A 23,408-nucleotide genomic window follows, 5' to 3' on the forward strand; every position below is an offset into this window, starting at 1 on the left:
ATGGCTGTAATGGATAACATCGCGCTGGTTCAGCGATTCATCAGGTTGCCGCTGTCACAGCGCAGGGCCTTCCTGGAAAAGCTGGCCGGCAAGGGCCTGACCCTGGGGCAGTTGCCGATCCCGGCGGCCCGTGAAGGCCTCGATGTTATCCCGCTGTCCTACGCCCAGCAGCGCCAGTGGTTCCTCTGGCAACTGGAGCCGCACAGCAGTGCCTACCACATCCCCAGTGCCCTGCGCCTGAAGGGCACGCTGGATGTGCCGGCCCTGGCCCGCAGCTTCCAGTGGCTGCTGGGGCGGCACGAATCGCTGCGCACACGCTTCGTCGAGACGGCCGAGGGCGTGTGCCAGGTGATCGAGGCGCCGGCATCGGCCTTCGAGCTGCCGCTGCAGCACCTGCCCGTTGATGCCGGCGCCGATACCGAGCAGGCCGTGCGCGACTTCGTCGAGGTCCGCACCCAGGCGCTGTTCGACTTGCAGCAGGGCCCGCTGTTGCGGGTCGACCTGCTGCGTCTGGCCGATGACGACCATGTGCTGGTAATGACCCAGCACCACATCGTCTCCGACGGCTGGTCGATGCAGGTGCTGGTCGAGGAACTGGTACACGCCTATGCGGCTTTCAGCGGCGGTGGCGAACCTACGTTGGCGGCGGCATCGATCCAGTACGCCGACTACGCGATCTGGCAGCAGGCCTGGATGGAGGCGGGGGAGAGCGAACGCCAGCTGGGCTATTGGGCTGCGCGTTTGGGCGGCGAGCAACCGGTGCTGGAGTTGCCGCTCGATCACCCGCGCCCGCAGCAGCCCAGCCATCGCGGCGAACGCCTGGCGGTAACGCTGCCGGGCGAGTTGCAGCGAGGCCTGCGCAGCCTGGCCCAGTCGCAGGGGATGACGCCGTTCATGCTCCTGCTGGCCAGCTTCCAGTTGCTGTTGCACCGCTACAGCGGCCAGCGCGAGATCCGCGTCGGCGTGCCGGTGGCCAACCGTCAGCACCCCGATACCAAGGCGCTGATCGGCTTCTTCATCAACACCCAGGTGCTGGATGTCAGCATCGACCCGCAGAATACCTTCCGTGAACTGCTGCAGCAGGTGCGTACGGCGGTGCTCGGCGCCCAGGCTCACCAGGCGCTGCCGTTCGAGCAACTGGTCGAGGCCCTGGCGCCGGAGCGCAATGCCGGGGTCAATCCGCTGTTCCAGGTCATGCACAACCACCTTGGCGGCGATGGTGCCTCGGCGCTGCGCCTGCCGGGCTTGCACATCGAGGGGCTGGACGTGCGCACGGTCACCGCGCAGTTCGACCTGACCCTGGACACCGCCGAGGCTGGCGAGCAGCTGTCGGCAGCCTTCACCTACGCCACCGACCTGTTCGAGCGGGCCACCGTCGAGCGCATGGCGCGGCACTGGCTGCAACTGCTCGGGCAGATGGTCGCAGCGCCGGATACGCCCCTGGTGCAGGTGCCGTTGCTCACTGCGCAGGAGCGCGCGGACATCATCGCCGAGTGGAATCCGCGTCCGGCTGAGTATCCGGTGCAGCAGTGCATTCACCAGCGCATCGAGGAGCAGGCGCGCCTGCGTCCCGAGGCCATCGCGGTCACGCTGGATGATCGCCAGCTCAGCTACGGCCAGCTCGAAGCCCAGGCCAACCACCTGGCCCATCGCCTGCTGGCGCAGGGTGTCGGCCCTGAGGTGCGGGTCGGCCTGGTGGTCGAGCGCAGCCTGGAAATGATCGTGGCCATTCTCGCCACGCTCAAGGCAGGTGCTGCCTATGTGCCCATGGACCCCAGCGCGCCGGCCCAGCGTCTGGCCTACATGATGGCCGACAGCGGCATCACCCTGCTGCTGGTGCAGCCGCACCTGGCGGCACGTGTGCAGGGTGCGCAGGACGTGCGCCAGCTGATGCTGGAGCCGCTGTCGCCACAGCCGCTTGCCGACCCCGGCGCGCCGCAGCTGGCCTGCGATCCGCGCCAGCTCGCCTATGTCATCTACACCTCCGGTTCCACCGGCCAGCCCAAGGGCGTGCTGCTGCCCCATGACAACGTCATGCGCCTGTTCGCCGCCACCGAGCGCTGGTTCCACTTCGGTGCCGACGATGTCTGGACGCTGTTCCACTCCTACGCCTTCGACTTCTCGGTGTGGGAGATCTTTGGCGCCCTGATGCATGGCGGGCGCCTGGTGATCGTGCCGCACGAGACCTGCCGCAGCACCGAGGATTTCCATGCGCTGCTGCACCGCGAAGGCGTCACGGTACTGAACCAGACCCCTTCGGCGTTCAAGCAACTGATGCAGGTGGCCTGCACGCGCGACGCCGCCGAGCTCGGTGCCCTGCGCCAGGTGATCTTTGGTGGCGAGGCCCTGGAGGTGCAGGCGCTGCGCCCGTGGTACGGGCATTTCGCTGCGCAGGGGCCGCGCCTGGTGAACATGTACGGCATCACCGAAACCACCGTGCATGTCACCTACCGTCCGCTGAGCCCGCGTGATCTCGAAGGGGCGGCCAGCAGCCCGATCGGCGAGCCGATCGACGACCTGTCCTGGTACCTGCTCGACGGCCAGCTGGAGCCGGTCGCGCCGGGATGCATCGGCGAACTGTATGTCGGCGGAGCCGGGCTTGCGCGCGGCTATCATCGCCGCAGCGACCTCAGCGCCCAGCGCTTCGTGCCCGACCTGTTCGGCAATGGCGGGCGCTTGTACCGCACCGGTGACCTGGCGCGCTACCGCAACGACGGGGTGATCGAGTACGTCGGTCGTATCGACCAGCAGGTGAAGATCCGTGGTTTCCGCATCGAGCTGGGCGAGATCGAGGCCCGCTTGCTGCAACTGCCGGGCGTGCGCGAGGCGGTGGTGCTCGCTCGCGACGGCAGTGCCGGTACGCAGTTGGTGGCCTATGTGGTGGCGCAGCAGGGCAGCGGCGAGGCGTCGGCGCTTGTCGAGCGCCTGCGCAGCGGCCTCAAGGCCGACCTGCCGGAATACATGCTGCCAGCGCATATCCTGTGCCTGGACAGCCTGCCGCTGACCCTCAACGGCAAGCTCGACCGCGCGGCGCTGCCGGCCCCGACCCTGCGCCAGGAGGATTACCAGGCCCCGCGCACGGCGCTGGAGCAGCAAGTCGCGCAAATCTGGCAGCAGGTGCTGGAGGTCGAGCGGGTCGGTCTGCAGGACGATTTCTTTGCCCTGGGCGGGCATTCGCTGCTGGCCACCCAGGTGGTGTCGCGCCTGCGTCACGGGCTGGGCCTGCAAGTGGCGCTGCGCACTCTGTTCGAACAGACCACCCTGCAGGCGTTCGTCGCCAGCCTCACGCCAACCGCAGACGCCGCACAGCCTGCGCTGCTGCCAGTACCGCGTGGCGAGCTGGCGCCGCTGTCCTACGCCCAGGAACGCCAGTGGTTCCTCTGGCAACTCGACCCGAGCAGCAGCGCCTACAACATCCCCAGCGCCTTGCGCCTGCGCGGCGCGCTGAATGTGCCCGCGTTGCAGCGCAGCTTCGACAGCCTGCTGGCGCGTCACGAGTCGCTGCGTACCACGTTCGTCCAGACGCCGCAGGGTGCACAGCAGCACATTCACGCCGCCGTACCGCTGGCGCTGCCGATCGAAACGGTCGCCGAGGCCGAATTGGCCGCACGGGTGCAGGCCGAGGTGGCCCAGGTGTTCGACCTGGAGCAGGGGCCGCTGTTGCGTGTGCGCCTGCTGCGTGTGGCGCAGGACGACCATGTGTTGGTCGTCACCCAGCATCACAGCGTCTCCGATGGTTGGTCGATGCAGGTGCTGGTCGAGGAACTGGTGCAATGCTACGCCGCCTTCAGCCAGGGCGAAGCGCCCACGCTGCCGGTATTGCCGCTGCAGTACACCGACTATGCGATCTGGCAGCGGCAGTGGATGGAGGCCGGCGAGCGCGAGCGTCAGCTCGGCTACTGGACCGAACGCCTTGCCGGCGAGCAGTTCCTGCAACTGCCTACCGATCATCCACGCCCGGCCGAACAGTCGTTCCGTGGCGCGCAGCTTGCGCTGGCGCTGCCGGACAACCTGGCCCAGGGCCTGCAACAGCGGGCGCGTGAGCTGCGGGTGACGCCGTTCATGCTGCTGCTGGCCGCGTTCCAGGTGCTGTTGCACCGCTACAGTGGCCAGGGTGATATCCGCGTCGGCGTGCCGGTGGCCAACCGCAACCGCCTGGAGACCGAGCGCCTGATCGGCTTCTTCGTCAACACCCAGGTCCTGCGCGCCGAGGTCGAGCCGGGCATGGCCTTCACCCGCCTGCTCGAACAGGTCCGCGACAGCGCCCTGGAAGCCCAGGCCCATCAGGACCTGCCGTTCGAGCAACTGGTCGAGGCCCTGCACCCTGAGCGCAGCCTGAGCCACAGTCCGCTGTTCCAGGTGATGTTCAACCACCAGGGCGAGCGCGCCGCCGAGGCGTCCATGGTGCAGGTGCCGGGCCTGCAGGTCGAGGCGCTGGCGTGGGACAGCCACACCGCGCAGTTCGACCTGACCCTCAATACATTCGAGTCGGGTACGGCGTGGTCGGCGATCTGGACCTACGCCACCGACCTGTTCCTGCCAGAGACCATCGAGCGCTTGTCGCAGCACTGGCTGAACCTGTTGCAGGCGATCGTCGCAGCGCCAGAGCAGCGCGTCGGCGAGCTGGCGATGCTCGAGGACAGCGAGCGCGAGCGCATCGAACGCCAGTGGAATGCCAACGGCCTGGCCTTCGACCGCAGCCAGTGCATCCATCACCTGATCGAAGCCCAGGTGGGTCGCACGCCGCAGGCGTTGGCGGCGATCTGGGGCGATGAGCAACTGGACTACGCCACCCTCAATGCCCGCGCCAACCGCCTGGCTCGCCACCTGGTGAGCCTGGGTGTCGGCCCCGAAGTGCGGGTCGGTGTTGCCTTGCCGCGCGGCATGTCGATGCTGGTAGCGCTGCTGGCAGTGCTCAAGGCCGGTGGCGCCTACGTACCGCTGGACCCGGACTACCCGGCCGAGCGTGTCAGCTACATGCTCGACGACAGCGCCGCCCGCGTGCTGATCAGCGAACGCTCCGTGCTCGATGCACTGGCGGTGGACGGTGCATTCGCGAGCGTATTGCTCGATGAGCTGACGCTGGACGGCGACGACAGTGACCTGCCAGCCCACGCCGTGGCCGATAACCTGGCCTACGTGATCTACACCTCCGGTTCCACTGGCCGCCCGAAAGGCGTGGCGATTGCTCATCGCAACGTCGCCGCGTTGGTGGCTTGGTCGCAGCAGGTGTACAGCCAGGCGGACATCCAAGGCGTGCTGGCCAGCACCTCGATCTGCTTCGACCTGTCGGTGTGGGAGCTGTTCGTGACCCTGGCCGGTGGCGGTTTCATCGTGGGGGCGCGCAATGCCCTGGAGCTGCCTGAACTGGCAGCGCGGGATCGGGTGCGCCTGATCAACAGCGTGCCGTCGGCGGCCAGCGCGCTGCTGCGTGCCGGGCAGATACCGGCGAGCGTGCGCATCGTCAACCTGGCGGGTGAGCCGCTGAAGCAGTCGGTGGTGGAGGCGCTCTACGCGCTGGAGCACATCCAGCATGTCTACGACCTCTACGGCCCTTCGGAAGACACCACCTATTCGACCTGGACCCGCCGCGAAGCGGGTGGCCAGGCCAACATTGGCCGCCCGTTGCAGAACACCGCCAGCTACCTGCTGGACGGCGAGCTGCAATCGGTGCCGGTCGGGGCGACGGCGGAGCTGTACCTGGCAGGCGAGGGCATCACCCGTGGCTACCTGCTGCGTCCGGGGCTGACCGCCGAGAAATACCTGCCGGACCCGTTCGCGGCGGACGGCTCGCGGCTGTACCGCACCGGTGACCTGGCGCGCTATCGCGAAGACTGCGTGCTGGAGTACGCCGGGCGTGTGGACCATCAGGTGAAGGTACGTGGCCTGCGTATCGAGCTGGGTGAAATCGAAGCGCGTTTGCAGGCTCATGCCGACGTGCGTGAAGTGGCAGTGATCGCGCATCAGGGCGAGCTGAGCACCCAGCTGGTGGGTTATGTCGTCGCCTCCGCGCTGCACGACAATGCCGAGCCGCTCAAGGCCTGGCTCAAGCAGACCTTGCCCGACTACATGGTGCCCACCCACTGGTTGTTCCTCGAACGCCTGCCGCTGACGCCAAATGGCAAGCTTGACCGCAAGGCGCTGCCCGCGCCGCAGGCAACTGCCCCGGCACGCCAGGTGGCACCGCGCAGCGTGCTGGAAAAACGCCTGGTGGCGATCTGGGAGGAAGTGCTGAAGGTTTCGCCGATTGGCGTGACCGACAACTTCTTCGAGCTGGGCGGCGATTCGATCATCTCGATCCAGGTGGTCAGCCGGGCGCGTCAGGCCGGTATCCGCTTCACGCCCAAGGCGCTGTTCCAGCACCAGACCGTCCAAGGGCTGGCGACCGTGGCCCAGGAAGGCGAGGGTGCGCAACTGATCGAGCAGGGCCCGCTAACTGGCGAGATGCCGCTTTTGCCGATCCAGCAAGCGTTCTTCGACACCGATATCCCCGAGCGTCACCACTGGAACCAGTCGGTGCTGCTCAAACCGGCCCAGCCGCTGCACGCGGGTTACCTGGAGCAGGCATTGCAGGCACTGGTTGCACACCACGATGCGCTGCGCCTGAGCTTCACCGAAAGCGAGACCGGCTGGCAGGCGCATTACCGGCCGCTTAACGAGCAGCCAACCGAGCTGCTCTGGCAGCGCGCCCTGAACACTGCCGACGAACTGGAAGCCCTGGCCGAATCGGCCCAGCGCAGCCTGTCGCTGGGCGATGGCCCGCTGCTGCGCGCCGTACTGGCCGATCTGCCGGACGGCAGCCAGCGCCTGTTGCTGGTGATCCACCACCTGGCGGTGGATGGTGTGTCGTGGCGCATCCTGTTCGAAGACCTGCAACTGGCCTTCGAGCAACTGAGCAGCGGCAAGCCCCTGGCCCTGCCGGGCAAAACCAGCTCGCAGCGCGACTGGGCCGGCGAACTGCAACGCGCCGCGCAAAGCTCGCGCCTGCAGCAGTCGCTGGACTTCTGGCGTACAACCCTAGAAGGCGCCCACGACAGCCTGCCGTGCCAGCGCCTGGACGGCGCCAATCGCAACTGCGACGGCGTGACGGTGCATAGCACACTGGATGCCGAGCAGACCCGCCAACTGTTGCAGCAGGCGCCCGCCGCCTACCGCACCCGTATCAACGACCTGTTGCTGACGGCCCTGGCCCGTGTGATCTGCCGCTGGACTGGCCACGACCACGCCCTGGTGCAACTGGAAGGCCATGGCCGCGAAGACCTGTTCGAGCACCTCGACCTGACCCGCAGCGTCGGCTGGTTCACCAGTGTATTCCCGGTGCGCCTGACCCCGGCGGCAGGCCTGGGCGACTCGCTCAAGCAGATCAAGGAGCAACTGCGCGCGATCCCTGATAACGGCCTGGGCTTCGGTGTGCTGCGTCACCTGGGCGACGCCTCGGTGCGCGACGCCCTGCGTGCGCTGCCGACCCCGCGCATCACCTTCAACTACCTCGGCCAGCTCGATGCCAGCTTTGCCGACGAGTCGCCTGCCTGGCTGCCTGCCGGGGAGAACCGTGGCGCCGAGCATTCACCCGAGGCGCCGCTGGACAACTGGCTCAACCTCAACGGCCAGGTGTTCGACGGGCGCTTGCAGATCAGCTGGACCTTCAGCCGCGAGCGCTTCGATATCGCCACGCTGCAGCGTCTGGCCGAGGACTACCAGCGCGAGCTGGTGGCCTTGGTCGGCCATTGCTGCACGGTCGGCGTCGCCGGCGTGACGCCCTCGGATTTCCCCCTGGCCGGGCTCGATCAGGCCCAGCTCGATGCCCTGCCGGTGGCGGCGCAGACGATCCAGGACCTCTACCCACTGTCGCCGATGCAGCAGGGCATGCTGTTCCACAGCCTCTACGAGCAGGCCAGCGGCGACTACATCAACCAGATGCGTGTCGACATCGATGGCCTGGACCCGCAGCGCTTCCATGCCGCCTGGCAGGCCACGGTGCAGGCCCACGACATCCTGCGCACCGCCTTCGTCTGGGAAGGCGATCTGGCCCAGCCGCTGCAGGTGGTTCGCCAGCAGGTCGAGGTGCCTTTCAGCGTCCATGACCTGCGTGACCTGGACGCGCCAGCCCCGGCCCTCCAGGCCCTGGCCGATGCCCAGCGCCAGCAGGGCTTCGAACTGGCCAGTGCGCCGCTGTTGCGTCTGCTGCTGGTGGACCTTGGCCAAGGCCGTCACCACTTCATCTACACCTATCACCACATCCTGATGGATGGCTGGAGCCACGCGCAGGTGCTGTCCGAAGTGCTGCAGCACTACAACGGCCAGGCACAGGAGGCGCCGCGCGGACGCTACCGCGACTACATCGACTGGCTGGCTCGCCAGGATCAGCAGGGCAACCAGGACTTCTGGCGCGCGCAACTGGCCGAGCTGGACGAGCCGACCCTGTTGGCCCAAGTGTTCCGTGGCGCCACGCCTGCCAGCGATGAGCAGGCCCACGCCCAGCACGACCAGGTGTTCGATGCCCAGCGCAGCGCGCGCCTGGCGGCATTTGCCCGCGAGCAGAAAGTCACCCTCAACACCGTGCTGCAAGCGGCCTGGGCGCTGCTGTTGCAGCGCCACCAAGGGCAGCAGACCGTGTGCTTCGGTGCCACGGTGGCGGGGCGCCCGTCGGAGCTGGCGGGGGTCGAGCAGCAGGTTGGCCTGTTCATCAACACTTTGCCGGTGGCGCTGACCCTGCATGCCCAGCACAGTGTTGCCAGCCTGCTGCAGGGCCTGCAAGCGCAGAACCTGAGTCTGCGCGAGCATGAATACACGCCGCTGTTCGATATCCAGCGCTGGGCCGGGCAGGGCGGTGAAGCCCTGTTCGACAGCCTGCTGGTGTTCGAGAACTACCCGGTGTCGGACGTGCTGCAGGCGCGTGCACCGGATGGCCTGCGCTTCGGCGCCATCGACAACCTCGAACAGACCAACTACCCCTTGACCCTGCTGGTCAACGCCGGCGAGCAACTGAGCCTGCAATACAGCTTCGACCCGCAGTGCTTCACCCCGGCGCAGATCGCTGGGCTGGCAGCGCAACTGGCGCAGATTCTCGACGCCCTGGTCGAAGATGCCGAACGCCCGCTGGGCGAGGTCGACAGCCTGCCAGCGGCCCTGCGCCGCCAGGTGCTGCACGACTGGAGCGGCCAGGTCGGACACGATGTGACCTGGCTGCCAGTGCACCGCCAGTTCGAGGCCATGGCTCAGGCCCAGCCCCAGGCTATCGCCGCAGTTCATGGCGCTGAATCGATCAGCTATGCCGAGCTCAACCTGCGCGCCAATCGCCTGGCCCATGGGCTGATCGCCCGGGGCGTGGGGCCAGACCGCCTGGTGGGGCTGTGCCTGGACCGCGGCCTGGAAATGCTGGTCGCACTGCTGGCCGTGCTCAAGGCCGGTGGCGCCTACGTGCCACTGGACCCGGACTTCCCCGAAGAGCGCCTGGACTACATGATCCAGGACAGCGGTATCGGCCTGCTGCTGACCCAGCCCCACCTGGCCGAACGGCGCACCCTGCCTCAGGGCGTACAACAGATGCTGCTGGCAGCGGAGTCGGATGCGCTGGACGCGCTGGCGGCACATGACCCGCAGGTAGCGGTGGCTGACGACCACCTGGCCTACGTGATCTACACCTCCGGCTCCACCGGGCGGCCCAAGGGGGTGATGGTCCCGCACCGGGGGCTTGGCAACTTCCTCGACAGCATGGCGGCAGCGCCAGGGTTGCAGGCGCAAGACCGGGTGCTGTCGCTGACCACCTTCTCGTTCGATATCTTCGGCCTGGAAATCTTCCTGCCGCTGGTGCGCGGCGCACGTGTGGTGCTGGTGGATCGCCAGGCTGCACGCGATCCCGAGCAACTGCTGGAGGTGGTGCGCGAGCAGGCCGTGAACGTGGTACAGGCCACGCCGTCGACCTGGCGCATGCTGCTCGACAACCCGCAGGCCGAGCTGCTGCGCGGTTGCCGCATGCTCTGCGGGGGCGAGGCGCTGGCACCGGAACTGAGCCTGCGCATGCTCGCCCTAGGGGGCGAAGTGTGGAACCTGTATGGCCCCACCGAGACCACCATCTGGTCGGCACGGCGACGCCTGGATGCCACACAGCCGGCACCGCTGCTGGGCGAGGCCATCGGCAATACCACCTTGTTCGTCGTCGGCCCCGATCTGCAACCGGTGGCGCCGGGCGTGGCCGGTGAGCTGCTGATCGGTGGCGAGGGCCTGGCCCGCGGCTACCACGGCCGCGCGGCACTGAGCGCCGAGCGCTTCGTGCCACATCCGTTCGCCGACGATGGCTCGCGGCTGTACCGCACGGGCGACCTGGTGCGCCACCTGGCCGATGGCACCCTGGAGTACCTCGCACGCCTGGATCATCAGGTGAAGATCCGCGGCTTCCGCATCGAGCTGGGCGAGATCCAGGCCCTGATGCAGGACCATCCGCAGGTCCGCGAGGCCGTGGTGATTGCCCGCGACGGCGCGGGCGGCGCACAGCTGGTGGGCTACGTGGTGCCGCTGGAGGCCGCCGAGGCGGGCAGCGACGGTCTGCGCGAGGCGCTGCGCCAGTGCCTGACCGAGCGGCTGCCGGTCTACATGGTGCCGGCGCATATCCAGGTGCTTGAACGCATGCCGTTGACCCCCAACGGCAAGCTCGACCGCAAGGCCTTGCCGGCCGTCGACGCCAGCGCTTCACGCCAGGTATACCAGGCGCCACGTACCGACCTGGAACGCCAGGTCGCCGAGGTCTGGCAGCAGGTGCTGCAACTGGAGCAGGTCGGGGTGCACGACCACTTCTTCGAGTTGGGCGGGCATTCGTTGCTGGCCGTCAGCGTGGTCTCGCGCCTGCAATTGGCGCTGGGCCTGAAGCTGTCGCCGCAGCTGGTGTTCCAGGCGCCGGTGCTGGAGCAGTTCGCCGAGGCGCTGGGCCAGGCAGGTGGGCAGGTGGTGGATGAATCGAAATTGAGCAAGCTCGAATGGCTGCTTGACGAAATGGAGGAAGTTTGATGGAAACCCAAGCAGCCCTGAGAATCGCGCAGCGCTTCATTACCCTGCCGCTGGAAAAGCGCCGCCTGTACCTGGAGAAGATGCTGGCGGAGGGGGTGTCCCCGGCCAACCTGCCGATCCCGCAGGTGCAGTCAGCCTTCGACACGCTGCCGGTGTCCTACGCCCAGGAGCGTCAATGGTTCCTCTGGCAGATGGACCCTGGCAGCACCGCCTATAACCTGGCGACCGTGCTGCGTCTGCGCGGCCACTTGGACATCGACGCCCTGCAGCGCAGCCTCGACTGGCTGGAGCAGCGCCATGAAAGCCTGCGCACCCGCTTTGCCGAGCAGGACGGGCGCCTGAGCCAGCGTATCCTGCCGCCCGCGGGGCTACCCCTGGCGCATGAGCAACTGGTTTCCGGCACCCCGGGCGATGCGGCGCTGGATGCCTGCATCAAGGCCCGGGTCGAAGCCCTGACCCAGCAGGTGTTCGACCTGTTCGACGGCGCGCTGGTGCGTGCCAGCCTGCTGAAGGTGGGTGAGCACGACCATGTGCTGGCCATCGTCCAGCACCACATCATCGCCGACGGCGCCTCGATCCAGATCATGATCGGCGAACTGGTGCGGGCCTACGGTGCATTCAGCCAGGGGCAGGTCCCAGTGGCAGCGGCGCTGCCGATCCAGTACGCCGACTATGCGATCTGGCAGCGGCACTGGATGGAAGCCGGCGAGCGCGAGCGCCAGTTGCACTACTGGCGTGAGCAACTGGGTGGCGAGCAGCCACTGCTGGCGCTGCCGGGCGACCGTCCGCGACCGGCAGTGCAGAGCCTGCGTGGCGAGCGCCTGGAGGTGAGCCTCGATGCCGACCTCAGCCGTCAACTGCGCAGCCTGGCCCAGGGGCAGGGCGCGACCCTGTTCATGCTGTTGCTGGCAAGCTTCCAACTGTTCCTGCACCGCTACAGCGGTCAGCACGACATCCGTGTCGGGGTGCCGGTGGCCAACCGCAACCGCCCGGAAACCGAGGGGTTGCTCGGCTTCTTCGTCAACACCCAGGTGCTGCGCGCCGAGATCGACGGGCAGCAGCCGTTCCGCGCCTTCCTCGAGCAGGTCAAGCACACCGCGTTGCGCGCCCAGGAGCATCAGGACCTGCCGTTCGAGCAACTGGTCGAAGCCCTGCAACCGCAACGCAGCCTCAGCCATGCGCCGCTGTTCCAGGTCATGTTCAACCACCAGCGCAGTGCCCCGGCGCGCGGCCAGGCCCAGGCCGCACCTGGCAGTGACCTGCGCGTCGAAGGGGTGGCCTGGGACAACCCCACCGCGCAGTTCGACCTGACCCTGGAAACCCATGAGTCCGACGACGCGCTGATCGCCGCCTTCACCTATGCCACCGACCTGTTCGAGCGCGGCACCGTGCAGCGCCTGGTCGCTCACTGGCAAACGCTGCTCGCGGCCATCGTCGCCGAGCCTGACCAGCGTTGCGCCGAGCTGGCGCTGATGAGCGCCGCCGAAACCGAGCAGGTGCGCTTGCGTGCCCAGGGGCCGCAGGTGGTGCATGCCGATGCCCGCCCGGTGCACCTGCAAGTGCAGGCCCAGGCCGAGCGCACGCCGCAGGCCGTCGCCGTGGTCTGCGCCGGGCAGCAGTACAGTTATGCCGAACTCGACGCGCGGGCCAATCGTCTGGCACGTGAGCTGATCGCCCGTGGCGTCGGTCCCGAGGTGCGAGTGGGCATCGCTGCCGAACGCAGCCTGGAGCTGGTGGTGGCGCTGTTGGCCGTGCTCAAGGCCGGTGCGGCCTATGTGCCGTTCGACCCGGCCTATCCTGCCGAGCGCCTGGCCTACATGTTCGACGACAGCGGCATCGGCCTGCTGCTCGCCCAGCCAGCCCTGCTGACGCAACTGCCACTGCCGCAGGGCCTGGACGTGCTGGCGCTCGCGCCTGCGAGCGCGGTGCAGGATGGCGATTTCATCGCGCCGCAGGTTGCGGTGGATGGCGAGCACCTGGCCTACCTGATCTACACCTCCGGCTCCACCGGCCAGCCCAAGGGCGTGGCGGTGCGGCATGCCGGCCTTGGCAACCACATGGCATGGATGCGCGAGTGCTTGCCGCTGACGGCCGAGGACCGCGTGCTGCAGAAGACCGCGATCAGCTTCGATGCGTCGGTGTGGGAGTTCTGGTTGCCGCTGATCTGCGGCGCGCGCCTGGTACTGGCGGCGCCGGGGCAGGATGAGTCGCTGGCGCAACTTTGGGAGCAAGTTCAGGCGCACGGCATCACCGTGCTGCAATCGGCGCCGTCGCTGTTGCAGGCGATGCTGCCGCAGGCGCGCCCTGAGCAATTGGCCAGCCTGCGCACCGTGCTGTGCGGCGGCGAGGCCCTGAGTGCGCAGTTGTGTGCACAGCTGCGCGAGCGCTGGCAAGGGCGCCTGGTCAACCTCTATGGCCCGACCGAGGCGACCATCGACAGCACCGCGTGCGAAGTCCCGGCCGTGCTGTCAGGGGCGGTAGTGCCGCTGGGCATGCCGATCGACAATGCCAGCGCCTACGTGCTGGGCGAGGCGTTGCAGGTGTGTCCGGCGGGCGCCGCCGGCGAGCTGTGCATCGGTGGCGAAGGCCTGGCGCGCGGTTACCACCAGCGCCCGGCGCTGACCGCCGAGCGTTTCGTCCCCGATCCGTTCTCCAGCCGACCCGGCGCGCGCCTGTACCGCAGTGGCGACCTGGTGCGCCAGGCCGACGACGGGGTGATCGACTACCTCGGGCGTATCGACCATCAGGTGAAGATCCGCGGCCTGCGCATCGAGCTGGGCGAGATCGAGGCGCGCCTGGTCGCGCTGCCGGGTGTCCGACAGGCGCTGGTGCTGGCGCGTGAGCAGCAGTTGCTGGCCTACGTGGTGCCCGAACCGGGCCAGGACGAGCCATTGGCGGTGGCCCTGCGCGAGGCGCTGCAAGGGCAGCTGCCTGCCTACATGGTGCCCAACCACCTGTTGCTGCTGGACGCGTTCCCGCTGACCAGCAACGGCAAGCTCGACCGCAAGGCGTTGCCGCTGCCTGAAGCCAACGCGGGCAGCGAGCAGGTCGCACCGGCCAACGACCTGGAACTGCGCCTGCACGCGCTGTGGCAGGACGTGCTGAAGTGCCAGGCGCTGGGTGTGACCGACAACTTCTTCGAACTGGGCGGCGACTCGATCGTCTCCATCCAGCTGGTCAGCCGTGCGCGGCAGGCGGGTATTCGCTTCACCCCCAAACAACTGTTCCAGCACCAGACCATCCGCGCCCTGGCCCAGGTCGCCGAGCTGGGCGGGCAGGGGCTGGTCATCGACCAGGCCCCGGTGCACGGCAGCCTGCCGCTGCTGCCGGCCCAGCAGGCGTTTTTCGCCGCGTTGCCTGAAGAACCTGCGCGCTGGAACCAGTCGGTCTGGCTCAAGCCCGCCCGCGCCTTGTCGGTCGAGACGCTGACCGCAGCCCTGAGCCAACTGGTGAACCACCACGATGCCCTGCGCCTGTCGTTCGGCGCCCAGGGCGCCTACTTCCGAACCCCAGAGGCGATGCAGGCGCTCTACCAGCAGTCGGCCTTGCTGTGGCAGGCCGAGGCCGAGGACGACGCTGCGCTGGAGGCCCTGGCCGACCGCGCGCAGGGCAGCCTGGCGCTGGAGGACGGTTCGCTGCTGCGCGCGGTGCTGGCGCAGCTCGCCGACGGCAGCCAACGTCTGCTGCTGGTCATCCACCACCTGGTGGTCGATGGTATTTCCTGGCGCATCCTGTTCGATGACCTGCAACAGGCGCTGACGCAACTGGACGCTGGCCAGCCGTGCGTGCTGCCGGCCAAGACCAGCTCGCTCAAGGCCTGGGCCGAGCGCCTGGCGGCTGCGGCCGAGGGCGATATGCGCGGGCAGATGGCCTATTGGCAGACGGCACTGGCCGGCGCACCGCGCGACTTGCCGGTGAACGACCCGCAGGGCTCGCTGGCCAACGCCCTGGCCCACACCGTGCACACCCGGCTGGATGCCGAGACCACCCGGCGCCTGCTGCAAGAGGCACCGGCGGCCTATCGCACCCAGGTCAACGACCTGCTGCTGACCGCCCTGGCACGGGTCGTGGCGCCCTGGTGCGGGAGCGACAGTGCCTTGGTACAGCTTGAAGGCCATGGCCGCGAGGAGCTGTTCGACGACATCGACCTGACCCGTACCGTTGGCTGGTTCACCAGCCTGTTCCCGGTGCGCCTGGATCACTGCGCCGACCTGGACAGCGCGATCAAGCGCGTCAAGGAGCAACTGCGCGCAGTGCCCGACAAGGGCTTGGGCTTCGGCGTGCTGCGTTACCTTGGCAGCGCCGATGATCGTGCGGCGCTGCAGGCGCTGCCGCAGCCGCGTATCACCTTCAACTACCTTGGCCAGTTCGACGCCAGCTTCGACCCGCAACAGGCAGTGCTGCGCCCCAGTGGCGAGGCCCGTGGCCGCGAGCAGGGCGATGCTGCGCAACTGGGCAACTGGCTGACCCTCAATGGCCAGGTGTACGACGGCCAGTTGAGCCTGAGCTGGACCTTCAGTCCGCAGATGCTCGAAGTCGCCACTGTGCAAGGCCTGGCCGATGCCTACCGCGAGGCACTCAGCGCCCTGGTCGAGCACTGCACCGAGGCCGGCCACGCCGGGCTGACCCCGTCCGATGTGCCGCTGGCCGAGCTGGACCAGGCCGGCCTGGATGCGCTGCAACTGGACGCCAGCACCGTCGAGGACATCTACCCGTTGTCGCCGATGCAGCACGGCATGTTGTTCCACTCGCTCTATGACCAGGCGGGCGGTGACTACATCAACCAGATGCGCGCCGATGTGCAGGGCTTGGATGTGGTGCGCTTCCGGGCCGCCTGGCAGGCCACCATCGAGGCCCACGCGATCCTGCGCACCGGCTTGCGCTGGCAGGGCGAGCTGACCCGGCCGCTGCAGGTGGTGCAGCGTCAGGTGCAGGTGCCGTTCACCGAGGTGCGCTGGGATGGTCAAGTGCCGGACAGTGCACGGCTCGATGCCTTGGCACGCGAAGCCCGTGAGCAAGGTTTCGACCTGGAGCAGGCGCCGTTGCTGCGTCTGTTGCTGGTGGGCAACGGTGCCAACAGCCATCACCTGATCTTCACCAGCCATCACATCCTGATGGACGGCTGGAGCACCGCGCAATTGCTGGGCGAAGTTCTGCAGCGCTATGCCGGCCAGGCCATCGCGGCGCCGTCCGGGCACTACCGCGACTACATCGGCTGGCTGCAGCGGCAGCCGGCGCAGGCCCGCGAGGCGTTCTGGCGCCAGCAACTGGACGGCCTGCAGGCCCCGACCTGGCTGTCGCGTGCCTTGCCGGCACCGCAGCCTGGCGGGCAGGGCGGTTATGCCGACCATCATGCGAGCCTCGATGCCCAGGCCATGACGCGCCTCGGCGTGCTGGCGCGCCAGCACAAGGTCACCGTCAACACGCTGGTGCAGGCCGCCTGGCTGTTGCTGTTGCAGCGCTATACCGGGCAGCGCAGCGTGTGCTTCGGCGCCACCGTGGCGGGTCGCCCGGCCGAGCTCAAGGGCATCGAGCAGCAGATCGGTCTGTTCATCAATACCCTGCCGGTGATCGCCGGGCCCGATCCACAGGAAACGCTGGCGCAGTGGTTGCAGACGGTCCAGGGCATCAACCTGGCCCTGCGCGAGCACGAGCACACACCGTTGTTCGAAATCCAGCGGTGGGCCGAGCAGGGTAGCCAGGGCCTGTTCGACACCTTGTTGGTGTTCGAGAACTACCCCATCGCCGAGGCCCTGGAGCAGGGCGGCGACCAGAGCCTGCGCTTCAGCGCGGTACGTGCCCACGAGCAAAGCAACTACCCGCTGACCCTGGCGGTGGCCGCTGGGCGGGAGCTGACGCTGCATTTCAACTACGACCGCACGCAGTTGCGCGACAGCGCCGTCGAGGGCGTGGCGCGTCACCTGCTGCACCTGCTGGAGCAGTTCTGTGCCGACGCTCAGGCACCGTTGCACCAGTTGACCTTGCTGGAGGGCCGTGAACGGACCCGTATCGAACGGCAGTGGAACGCCAATGGCCTGGACTTCGACCGCAGCCAGTGCATCCATCGCCTGATCGAAGCCCAGGTGGGTCGCACGCCGCAGGCGTTGGCCGCGATCTGGGGCGATGAGCAACTGGACTACGCCACCCTCAATGCCCGCGCCAACCGCCTGGCCCGCCACCTGGTGAGCCTGGGTGTCGCCCCCGAAGTGCGGGTCGGCGTGGCCTTGCCGCGCGGCATGTCGATGCTGGTGGCGCTGCTGGCGGTGCTCAAGGCCGGTGGTGCTTATGTGCCGCTGGACCCGGACTATCCGGCCGAGCGCGTCAGTTACATGCTCGACGACAGCGCTGCCCGCGTACTGATCAGTGAACGCGCGGTGCTCGATGCACTGGCGGTCGATGGCGCGTTCGCGAGCGTGCTGCTCGATGAGCTGAATCTGGACGGCGACGACAGTGACCTGCCAGCCCGCGCCGTGGCCGATAACCTGGCCTACGTGATCTACACCTCCGGCTCCACTGGCCGCCCGAAAGGCGTGGCCATTGCTCATCGCAACGTCGCCGCACTGGTGGCCTGGTCGCAGCAGGTCTACAGCCAGGCGGACATCCAAGGCGTGCTGGCCAGCACCTCGATCTGCTTCGACCTGTCGGTGTGGGAGCTGTTCGTGACCCTGGCCGGTGGCGGTTTCATCGTGGGGGCGCGCAATGCCCTGGAGCTGCCTGAACTGGCAGCGCGGGATCGGGTGCGCCTGATCAACAGCGTGCCGTCGGCGGCCAGCGCGCTGCTGCGTGCCGGGCAGATACCGGCGAGCGTGCGCATCGTCAACCTGGCGGGTGAGCCGCTGAAGCAGTCGGTGGTGGAGGCGCTCTACGCGCTGGAGCACATCCAGCATGTCTACGATCTCTACGGCCCTTCGGAAGACACCACCTATTCGACCTGGACCCGCCGCGAAGCGGGCGGGCAGGCCAACATCGGCCGCCCGTTGCACAACACCGCCAGCTACCTGCTGGACGGCGAGCTGCAATCGGTGCCGGTCGGGGCGACGGCGGAGCTGTACCTGGCAGGCGAGGGCATCACCCGGGGCTACCTGTTGCGTCCGGGGCTGACCGCCGAGAAATACCTGCCGGACCCGTTCGCGGCGGACGGCTCGCGGCTATACCGCACCGGCGACCTGGCGCGCTACCGCGAAGACGGCGTGCTGGAGTACGCCGGGCGTGTGGACCATCAGGTGAAGGTACGCGGCCTGCGTATCGAGCTGGGTGAAATCGAAGCGCGTTTGCAGGCCCAGGGCCTGTTGCGCGAATCGGCGGTGTTGGCCGTCGAGCTCAATGGCGTTCAGCAACTGGTCGCCTACGTGGTGGCGAATGACCTTGGCGCCGACGAAAGCGAATTGCGCAGTGTGTTGAAAGCCAACCTGCAACAGACCCTGCCGGACTACATGGTGCCGACCCACTGGTTGTTCCTCGAACGTCTGCCGCTGACCCCCAACGGCAAGCTTGACCGCAAGGCGCTGCCCGCGCCGCAGGCAACTGCCCCGACGCGCCAGGTAGCGCCGCGCAGCGTGCTGGAAAAACGCCTGGTGGTGATCTGGGAGGAAGTCTTGAAGGTTTCGCCGATTGGCGTGACCGACAACTTCTTCGAACTGGGCGGCGATTCGATCATCTCGATCCAGGTGGTCAGCCGGGCGCGTCAGGCGGGTATCCGCTTCACGCCCAAGGCGCTGTTCCAGCACCAGACCGTCCAAGGGCTGGCGACCGTTGCCCAGGAAGGCGAGGGTGCGCAACTGATCGAGCAGGGCCCTTTGACTGGCGAGATGCCGCTGCTGCCGATCCAGCAAGCGTTCTTCGACACCGATATCCCCGAGCGTCATCACTGGAACCAGTCGGTGTTGCTCAAGCCTGCCCAGCCGCTGCACGCGGGTTACCTGGAGCAGGCATTGCAGGCGCTGGTCGCGCACCACGATGCGCTGCGCCTGAGCTTCACCGAAAGCGAGGCCGGCTGGCAGGCGCATTACCGCCCGCTCGGCGAGCAGCCGACCGAACTGCTCTGGCAGCGTACCCTGAACACTGCCGACGAACTGGAAGCCCTGGCCGAATCGGCCCAGCGCAGCCTGTCGCTGGGCGATGGCCCGCTGCTGCGCGCCGTACTGGCGGACCTGCCGGACGGCAGCCAGCGCCTGTTGCTGGTGATCCACCACCTGGCGGTGGATGGGGTGTCGTGGCGCATCCTGTTCGAAGACCTGCAACTGGCCTTCGAGCAACTGAGCAGCGGCAAGCCCCTGGCTCTGCCCGGCAAGACCAGCTCGCAGCGTGACTGGGTCGAGCAACTGCGCCAGCACGCCGGCACGAATGCGCTGGAACAACTGGAGTACTGGCAGGCCCAGGGCCGCGAACTGAGCGCCGAATTGCCCTGGGACCGTGCCGATGGCGGCCAGCGCAATCGCGACGGCAGCACGCTCTACTCGCGACTGGACAAGCAGCAGACCCGCCGCTTGCTGCAGGATGCACCGGCCGCCTATCGCACCCAGGTCAATGACCTGCTGCTGACCGCCCTGGCCCAGGTCGTCTGCGCCTGGACCGGCCAGGCCCATGCGCTGGTGCAGCTGGAAGGCCATGGCCGCGAAGACCTGTTCGAGCACCTTGACCTGACCCGCAGCGTCGGCTGGTTCACCAGTGTATTCCCACTGCGCCTGACCCCGGCCACAGGCCTGGGCGACTCGCTCAAGCAGATCAAGGAGCAATTGCGCGCGGTCCCTGACAAAGGCCTGGGCTTTGGCGTGCTGTCGCAGCTTGCCGCGCCGCAGGTGCGCGAGCGATTGGCCGGCCTGCCGACCCCGTCGATCACCTTCAACTACCTGGGCCAGTTCGATGCCAGTTTCGCCAGCGGCGAGGCGGCGTTCTGGCTGCCCTGCGACGAGGCCCGTGGCGCCGAGCAACACCCCGACGCGCCCTTGGCCAACGCGCTGAGCGTCAACGGCCAGGTGTTCGATGGCGAGTTGAGCCTGGGCTGGACCTTCAGCGACGCACGTTTCGACAGCCACACCATCCAGGCCCTGGCCGATGCCTATACCCAGGCGTTGCTGGCCTTGATCGAGCACTGCTGCCAACCGCAGGCGGGCGGCCTGACCCCTTCGGACGTGCCACTGGCCCGCTTGTCCCAGGCCCAGCTGGACGCCTTGCCAGTGGCGGCGCAGACCATTCAGGACCTCTATCCGCTGTCGCCGATGCAACAGGGCATGCTGTTCCACAGCCTCTACGAGCAGGCCAGCGGCGACTACGTCAACCAGATGCGTGTGGACATCGACGGGCTGGAGCCGATGCGTTTCCGCGATGCCTGGCAGGCTACGCTGCTCAACCATGACATTCTGCGTACCGGTTTCCTCTGGCAAGGTGGGCTCAGCCAGCCGCTGCAGGTGGTGGCACGCCAGGTCGAAGTGCCGTTCGCGCTGCACGACTGGCAGGGCCGCGCCGACCAGGCTGGCGCACTGGATGCACTGGCATTGGCCGAGCGTGCCCAGGGCTTCGACCTGGAGCAGGCGCCGCTGCTGCGAGTGCAACTGATCGCCACGGCGCCGGGCCGTCATCACCTGTTGTTGACCCACCATCACATCCTGATGGATGGCTGGAGCCATTCGCAGCTGCTCGGCGAAGTCCTGGCGCGCTACGCCGGTGAGGCGGTCGCCGCGCCTGTCGGGCGCTACCGCGACTACATCGCCTGGTTGCAGGCGCAGGACGCCGAGGCGTGCGAGGCGTTCTGGCGCCAGCAACTGGCGGAGCTCGACGAGCCGACCCACCTGGCCCGTGCCATCCGCCAGGAGCCCCGCGCGGCCGGCGCCGCCCATGGCGACTACCGTATCGCCGTGGACGAGGCCGTCACTGCGCGCCTGGCGAACTTTGCCCGTGAGCAGAAAGTCACCCTCAACACCCTGGTACAGGCGGCCTGGCTGTTGCTGTTGCAGCGCTACACCGGCCAGGCGAGCGTGTGCTTCGGCGCGACGGTGGCCGGGCGCCCGGCGGAGTTGCCGGGCATGGAGCAGCAGATGGGGCTGTTCATCAACACCTTGCCAGTGGTCGCCACGCCGACCCCGCAACAGACCGTGGCCGACTGGCTGCAGGCCGTGCAGGCGCGCAACCTGGCGCTGCGCGAGTTCGAGCATGCGCCGTTGTACGAGATCCAGCGCCTGGCCGGGCAGGGCGGTGGCGCCCTGTTCGACACGCTGCTGGTGTTCGAGAACTTCCCGGTCTCCGAAGTGCTGGAGCAGGCTGCGCCCGAGGCGCTGCGTTTCGACGCGGTGAGCAACCACGAGCAGACCAGCTACCCGCTGACCCTGGCGGTCAACCAGGGGGCGAGCCTGCTGCTGCACTACAGCTACGACGGCGACAGCTTCGAGGCGGCGACCATCGAGCGCCTGGCCGCGCACCTGGGCCTGCTGCTGGAAGGCCTGGCCGTGTCGGCCACACGGGCCTTGGGCGAGGTGTCGATGCTCGACGCCCATGAGCGTGCCTTGCCGTTGGAAGTGTGGAACGCCACCGCAGTCGAGTACCCGCTGGAGCACAGCGTCCAGGCGCTGATCCAGCGTCAGGTCGAGGCCACGCCGGACGCCACGGCGCTGGTGTTCGGCGAACGTCAGCTCAGCTACCGCCAGCTCGATGCCCTGGCCAACCAGTGGGCGCACCGCCTTCAGGCGGCGGGCGTGGGCTCGGATGTGCTGGTGGGCGTGGCGGCCGAGCGCAGCGTGGAAATGGTCGTGGCCCTGCTGGCGGTGATCAAGGCCGGTGGCGCCTACGTGCCGCTGGACCCGGAATACCCGCGCGAGCGCCTGGCCTACATGATCGAGGACAGCGGCATCGAACTGCTGCTGACCCAATCGCACCTGCGCGAGCAGTTGCCGCTGCCGCAGGGTCTGGAGTGCCTGCTGCTCGACCAGCCACTGAGCGGTTATGCCGAGCAGGCGCCGGAGATCGAGGTCACTGGCGAGAACCTGGCCTACGTGATCTACACCTCCGGCTCCACCGGCAAGCCCAAGGGCGCGGGCAACCGCCACCGTGCGCTGACCAACCGCTTGTGCTGGATGCAACAGGCCTATGGCCTGACTGCTGGGGACCGGGTGTTGCAGAAAACCCCGTTCAGCTTCGACGTGTCGGTGTGGGAATTCTTCTGGCCGCTGATGACCGGCGCTTGCCTGGTGGTCGCCGCGCCGGGGCTGCACCGCGACCCGGCGCAACTGATCGAGCTGATTCGCCGCGAACGCATCACCACGCTGCACTTCGTGCCGTCGATGCTGCAGGCCTTCGTTGCCGACCCGGCGGTGGCCGGCTGCGACAGCCTGACCCGTATCGTTTGCAGCGGCGAGGCGCTACCGGTGGATGCCCAGCGCCAGGTGTTCGACAAACTGCCGAATGCCGGGCTGTACAACCTGTATGGCCCGACCGAAGCGGCCATCGACGTGACCCATTGGACCTGCCGGGAAGAGGGTCGCGACAGCGTGCCGATCGGCGAGCCGATCGCCAACTTGCAAACCTACGTGCTGGACGCCGGTCTCGGTCCGGTGGCGGTGGGCGTGGTAGGCGAGCTGTACCTGGGCGGCACCGGCCTGGCGCGCGGTTATCACCGTCGTCCGGGACTGACCGCCGAACGCTTCGTCGCCAGCCCCTTCGGTGACGGCGAGCGGTTGTACCGCACCGGTGATCTGGCGCGCTACCGTGCCGACGGGGTGATCGAGTACATGGGGCGTATCGACCATCAGGTGAAGATTCGCGGCCTGCGCATCGAGCTGGGCGAGATCGAAGCTCGGCTGATGGAGCAGGACGAAGTGCGCGAAGCGGTGGTGCTGGCGGTGCCGGGTGCCGGTGGCCTGCAACTGGCGGGCTATCTGGTGCCGAGCACGCCAGTGGCGGACGACGCGGCGGCCGAAGCCTTGCGCGCCACTCTGCGCGAACGCCTGGGGGCGGTGCTGCCGGACTACATGGTGCCGGTGCACCTGCTGCTGCTCGATCAATTGCCGCTGAGCCCCAACGGCAAGCTGGAACGTCGTGCGCTGCCGTCTCCGGAGCTGGCCCAGGCCCGCTACGTGGCACCGCGCAGCGAGCGCGAACAACAACTGGCGCAGATCTGGAAGGACGTGCTGCAAGTACCGCAGGTGGGTCTGGACGATGACTTCTTCGCCCTCGGTGGACATTCGCTGCTGGCGACCCAGGTGATCGTGCGGATTCGCGAGCACCTGGGCATCGAGGTCCCGCTCAAGACCCTGTTCAACGCGCGGCACCTGGGCGAGTTCAGTGCTTCGGTGCAAGCACTGGATGTGGGCAACGATCCTTTGATGGATGAACTGGCTAAATCCTTGGAGGCCCTGGAACGTTTAACAGGAGATGAGCTTGAGAAGCTAATTTCTGAGTGAAGGGGAACCGGT

Annotated in this window: 2 protein-coding genes; both read left to right on the forward strand. The window is 67.9% G+C overall.

Translation table 11 applies throughout. The features are described from left to right. On the forward strand, nt 1-11,004 hold the full coding sequence (locus ACNFHO_RS13480; RefSeq protein WP_416766640.1) for an amino acid adenylation domain-containing protein: 11,004 nt from the start codon (nt 1-3) through the stop codon (nt 11,002-11,004). Further along, nucleotides 11,004-23,396: a non-ribosomal peptide synthase/polyketide synthase gene (locus ACNFHO_RS13485; RefSeq protein WP_416766641.1), complete on the forward strand. Its 12,393-nt coding sequence runs from the start codon at nt 11,004-11,006 to the stop codon at nt 23,394-23,396. Before ACNFHO_RS13480 ends, ACNFHO_RS13485 begins: the two co-directional genes overlap by 1 nt. Nucleotides 23,397-23,408: the final 12 nt, after the last annotated feature.

It is taken from the genome of Pseudomonas sp. NY15374 (assembly GCF_048068255.1).
In the GTDB taxonomy this organism is placed as follows: Bacteria; Pseudomonadota; Gammaproteobacteria; order Pseudomonadales; family Pseudomonadaceae; genus Aquipseudomonas; species Aquipseudomonas machongensis.

Excerpts from the sequence above, each read along its gene's own strand:
- ACNFHO_RS13480 (WP_416766640.1), top strand. The coding sequence starts at position 1 with ATGGCTGTAATGGATAACATCGCGCTGGTTCAGCGATTCATCAGGTTG.
- ACNFHO_RS13485 (WP_416766641.1), top strand. The coding sequence starts at position 11,004 with ATGGAAACCCAAGCAGCCCTGAGAATCGCGCAGCGCTTCATTACCCTG.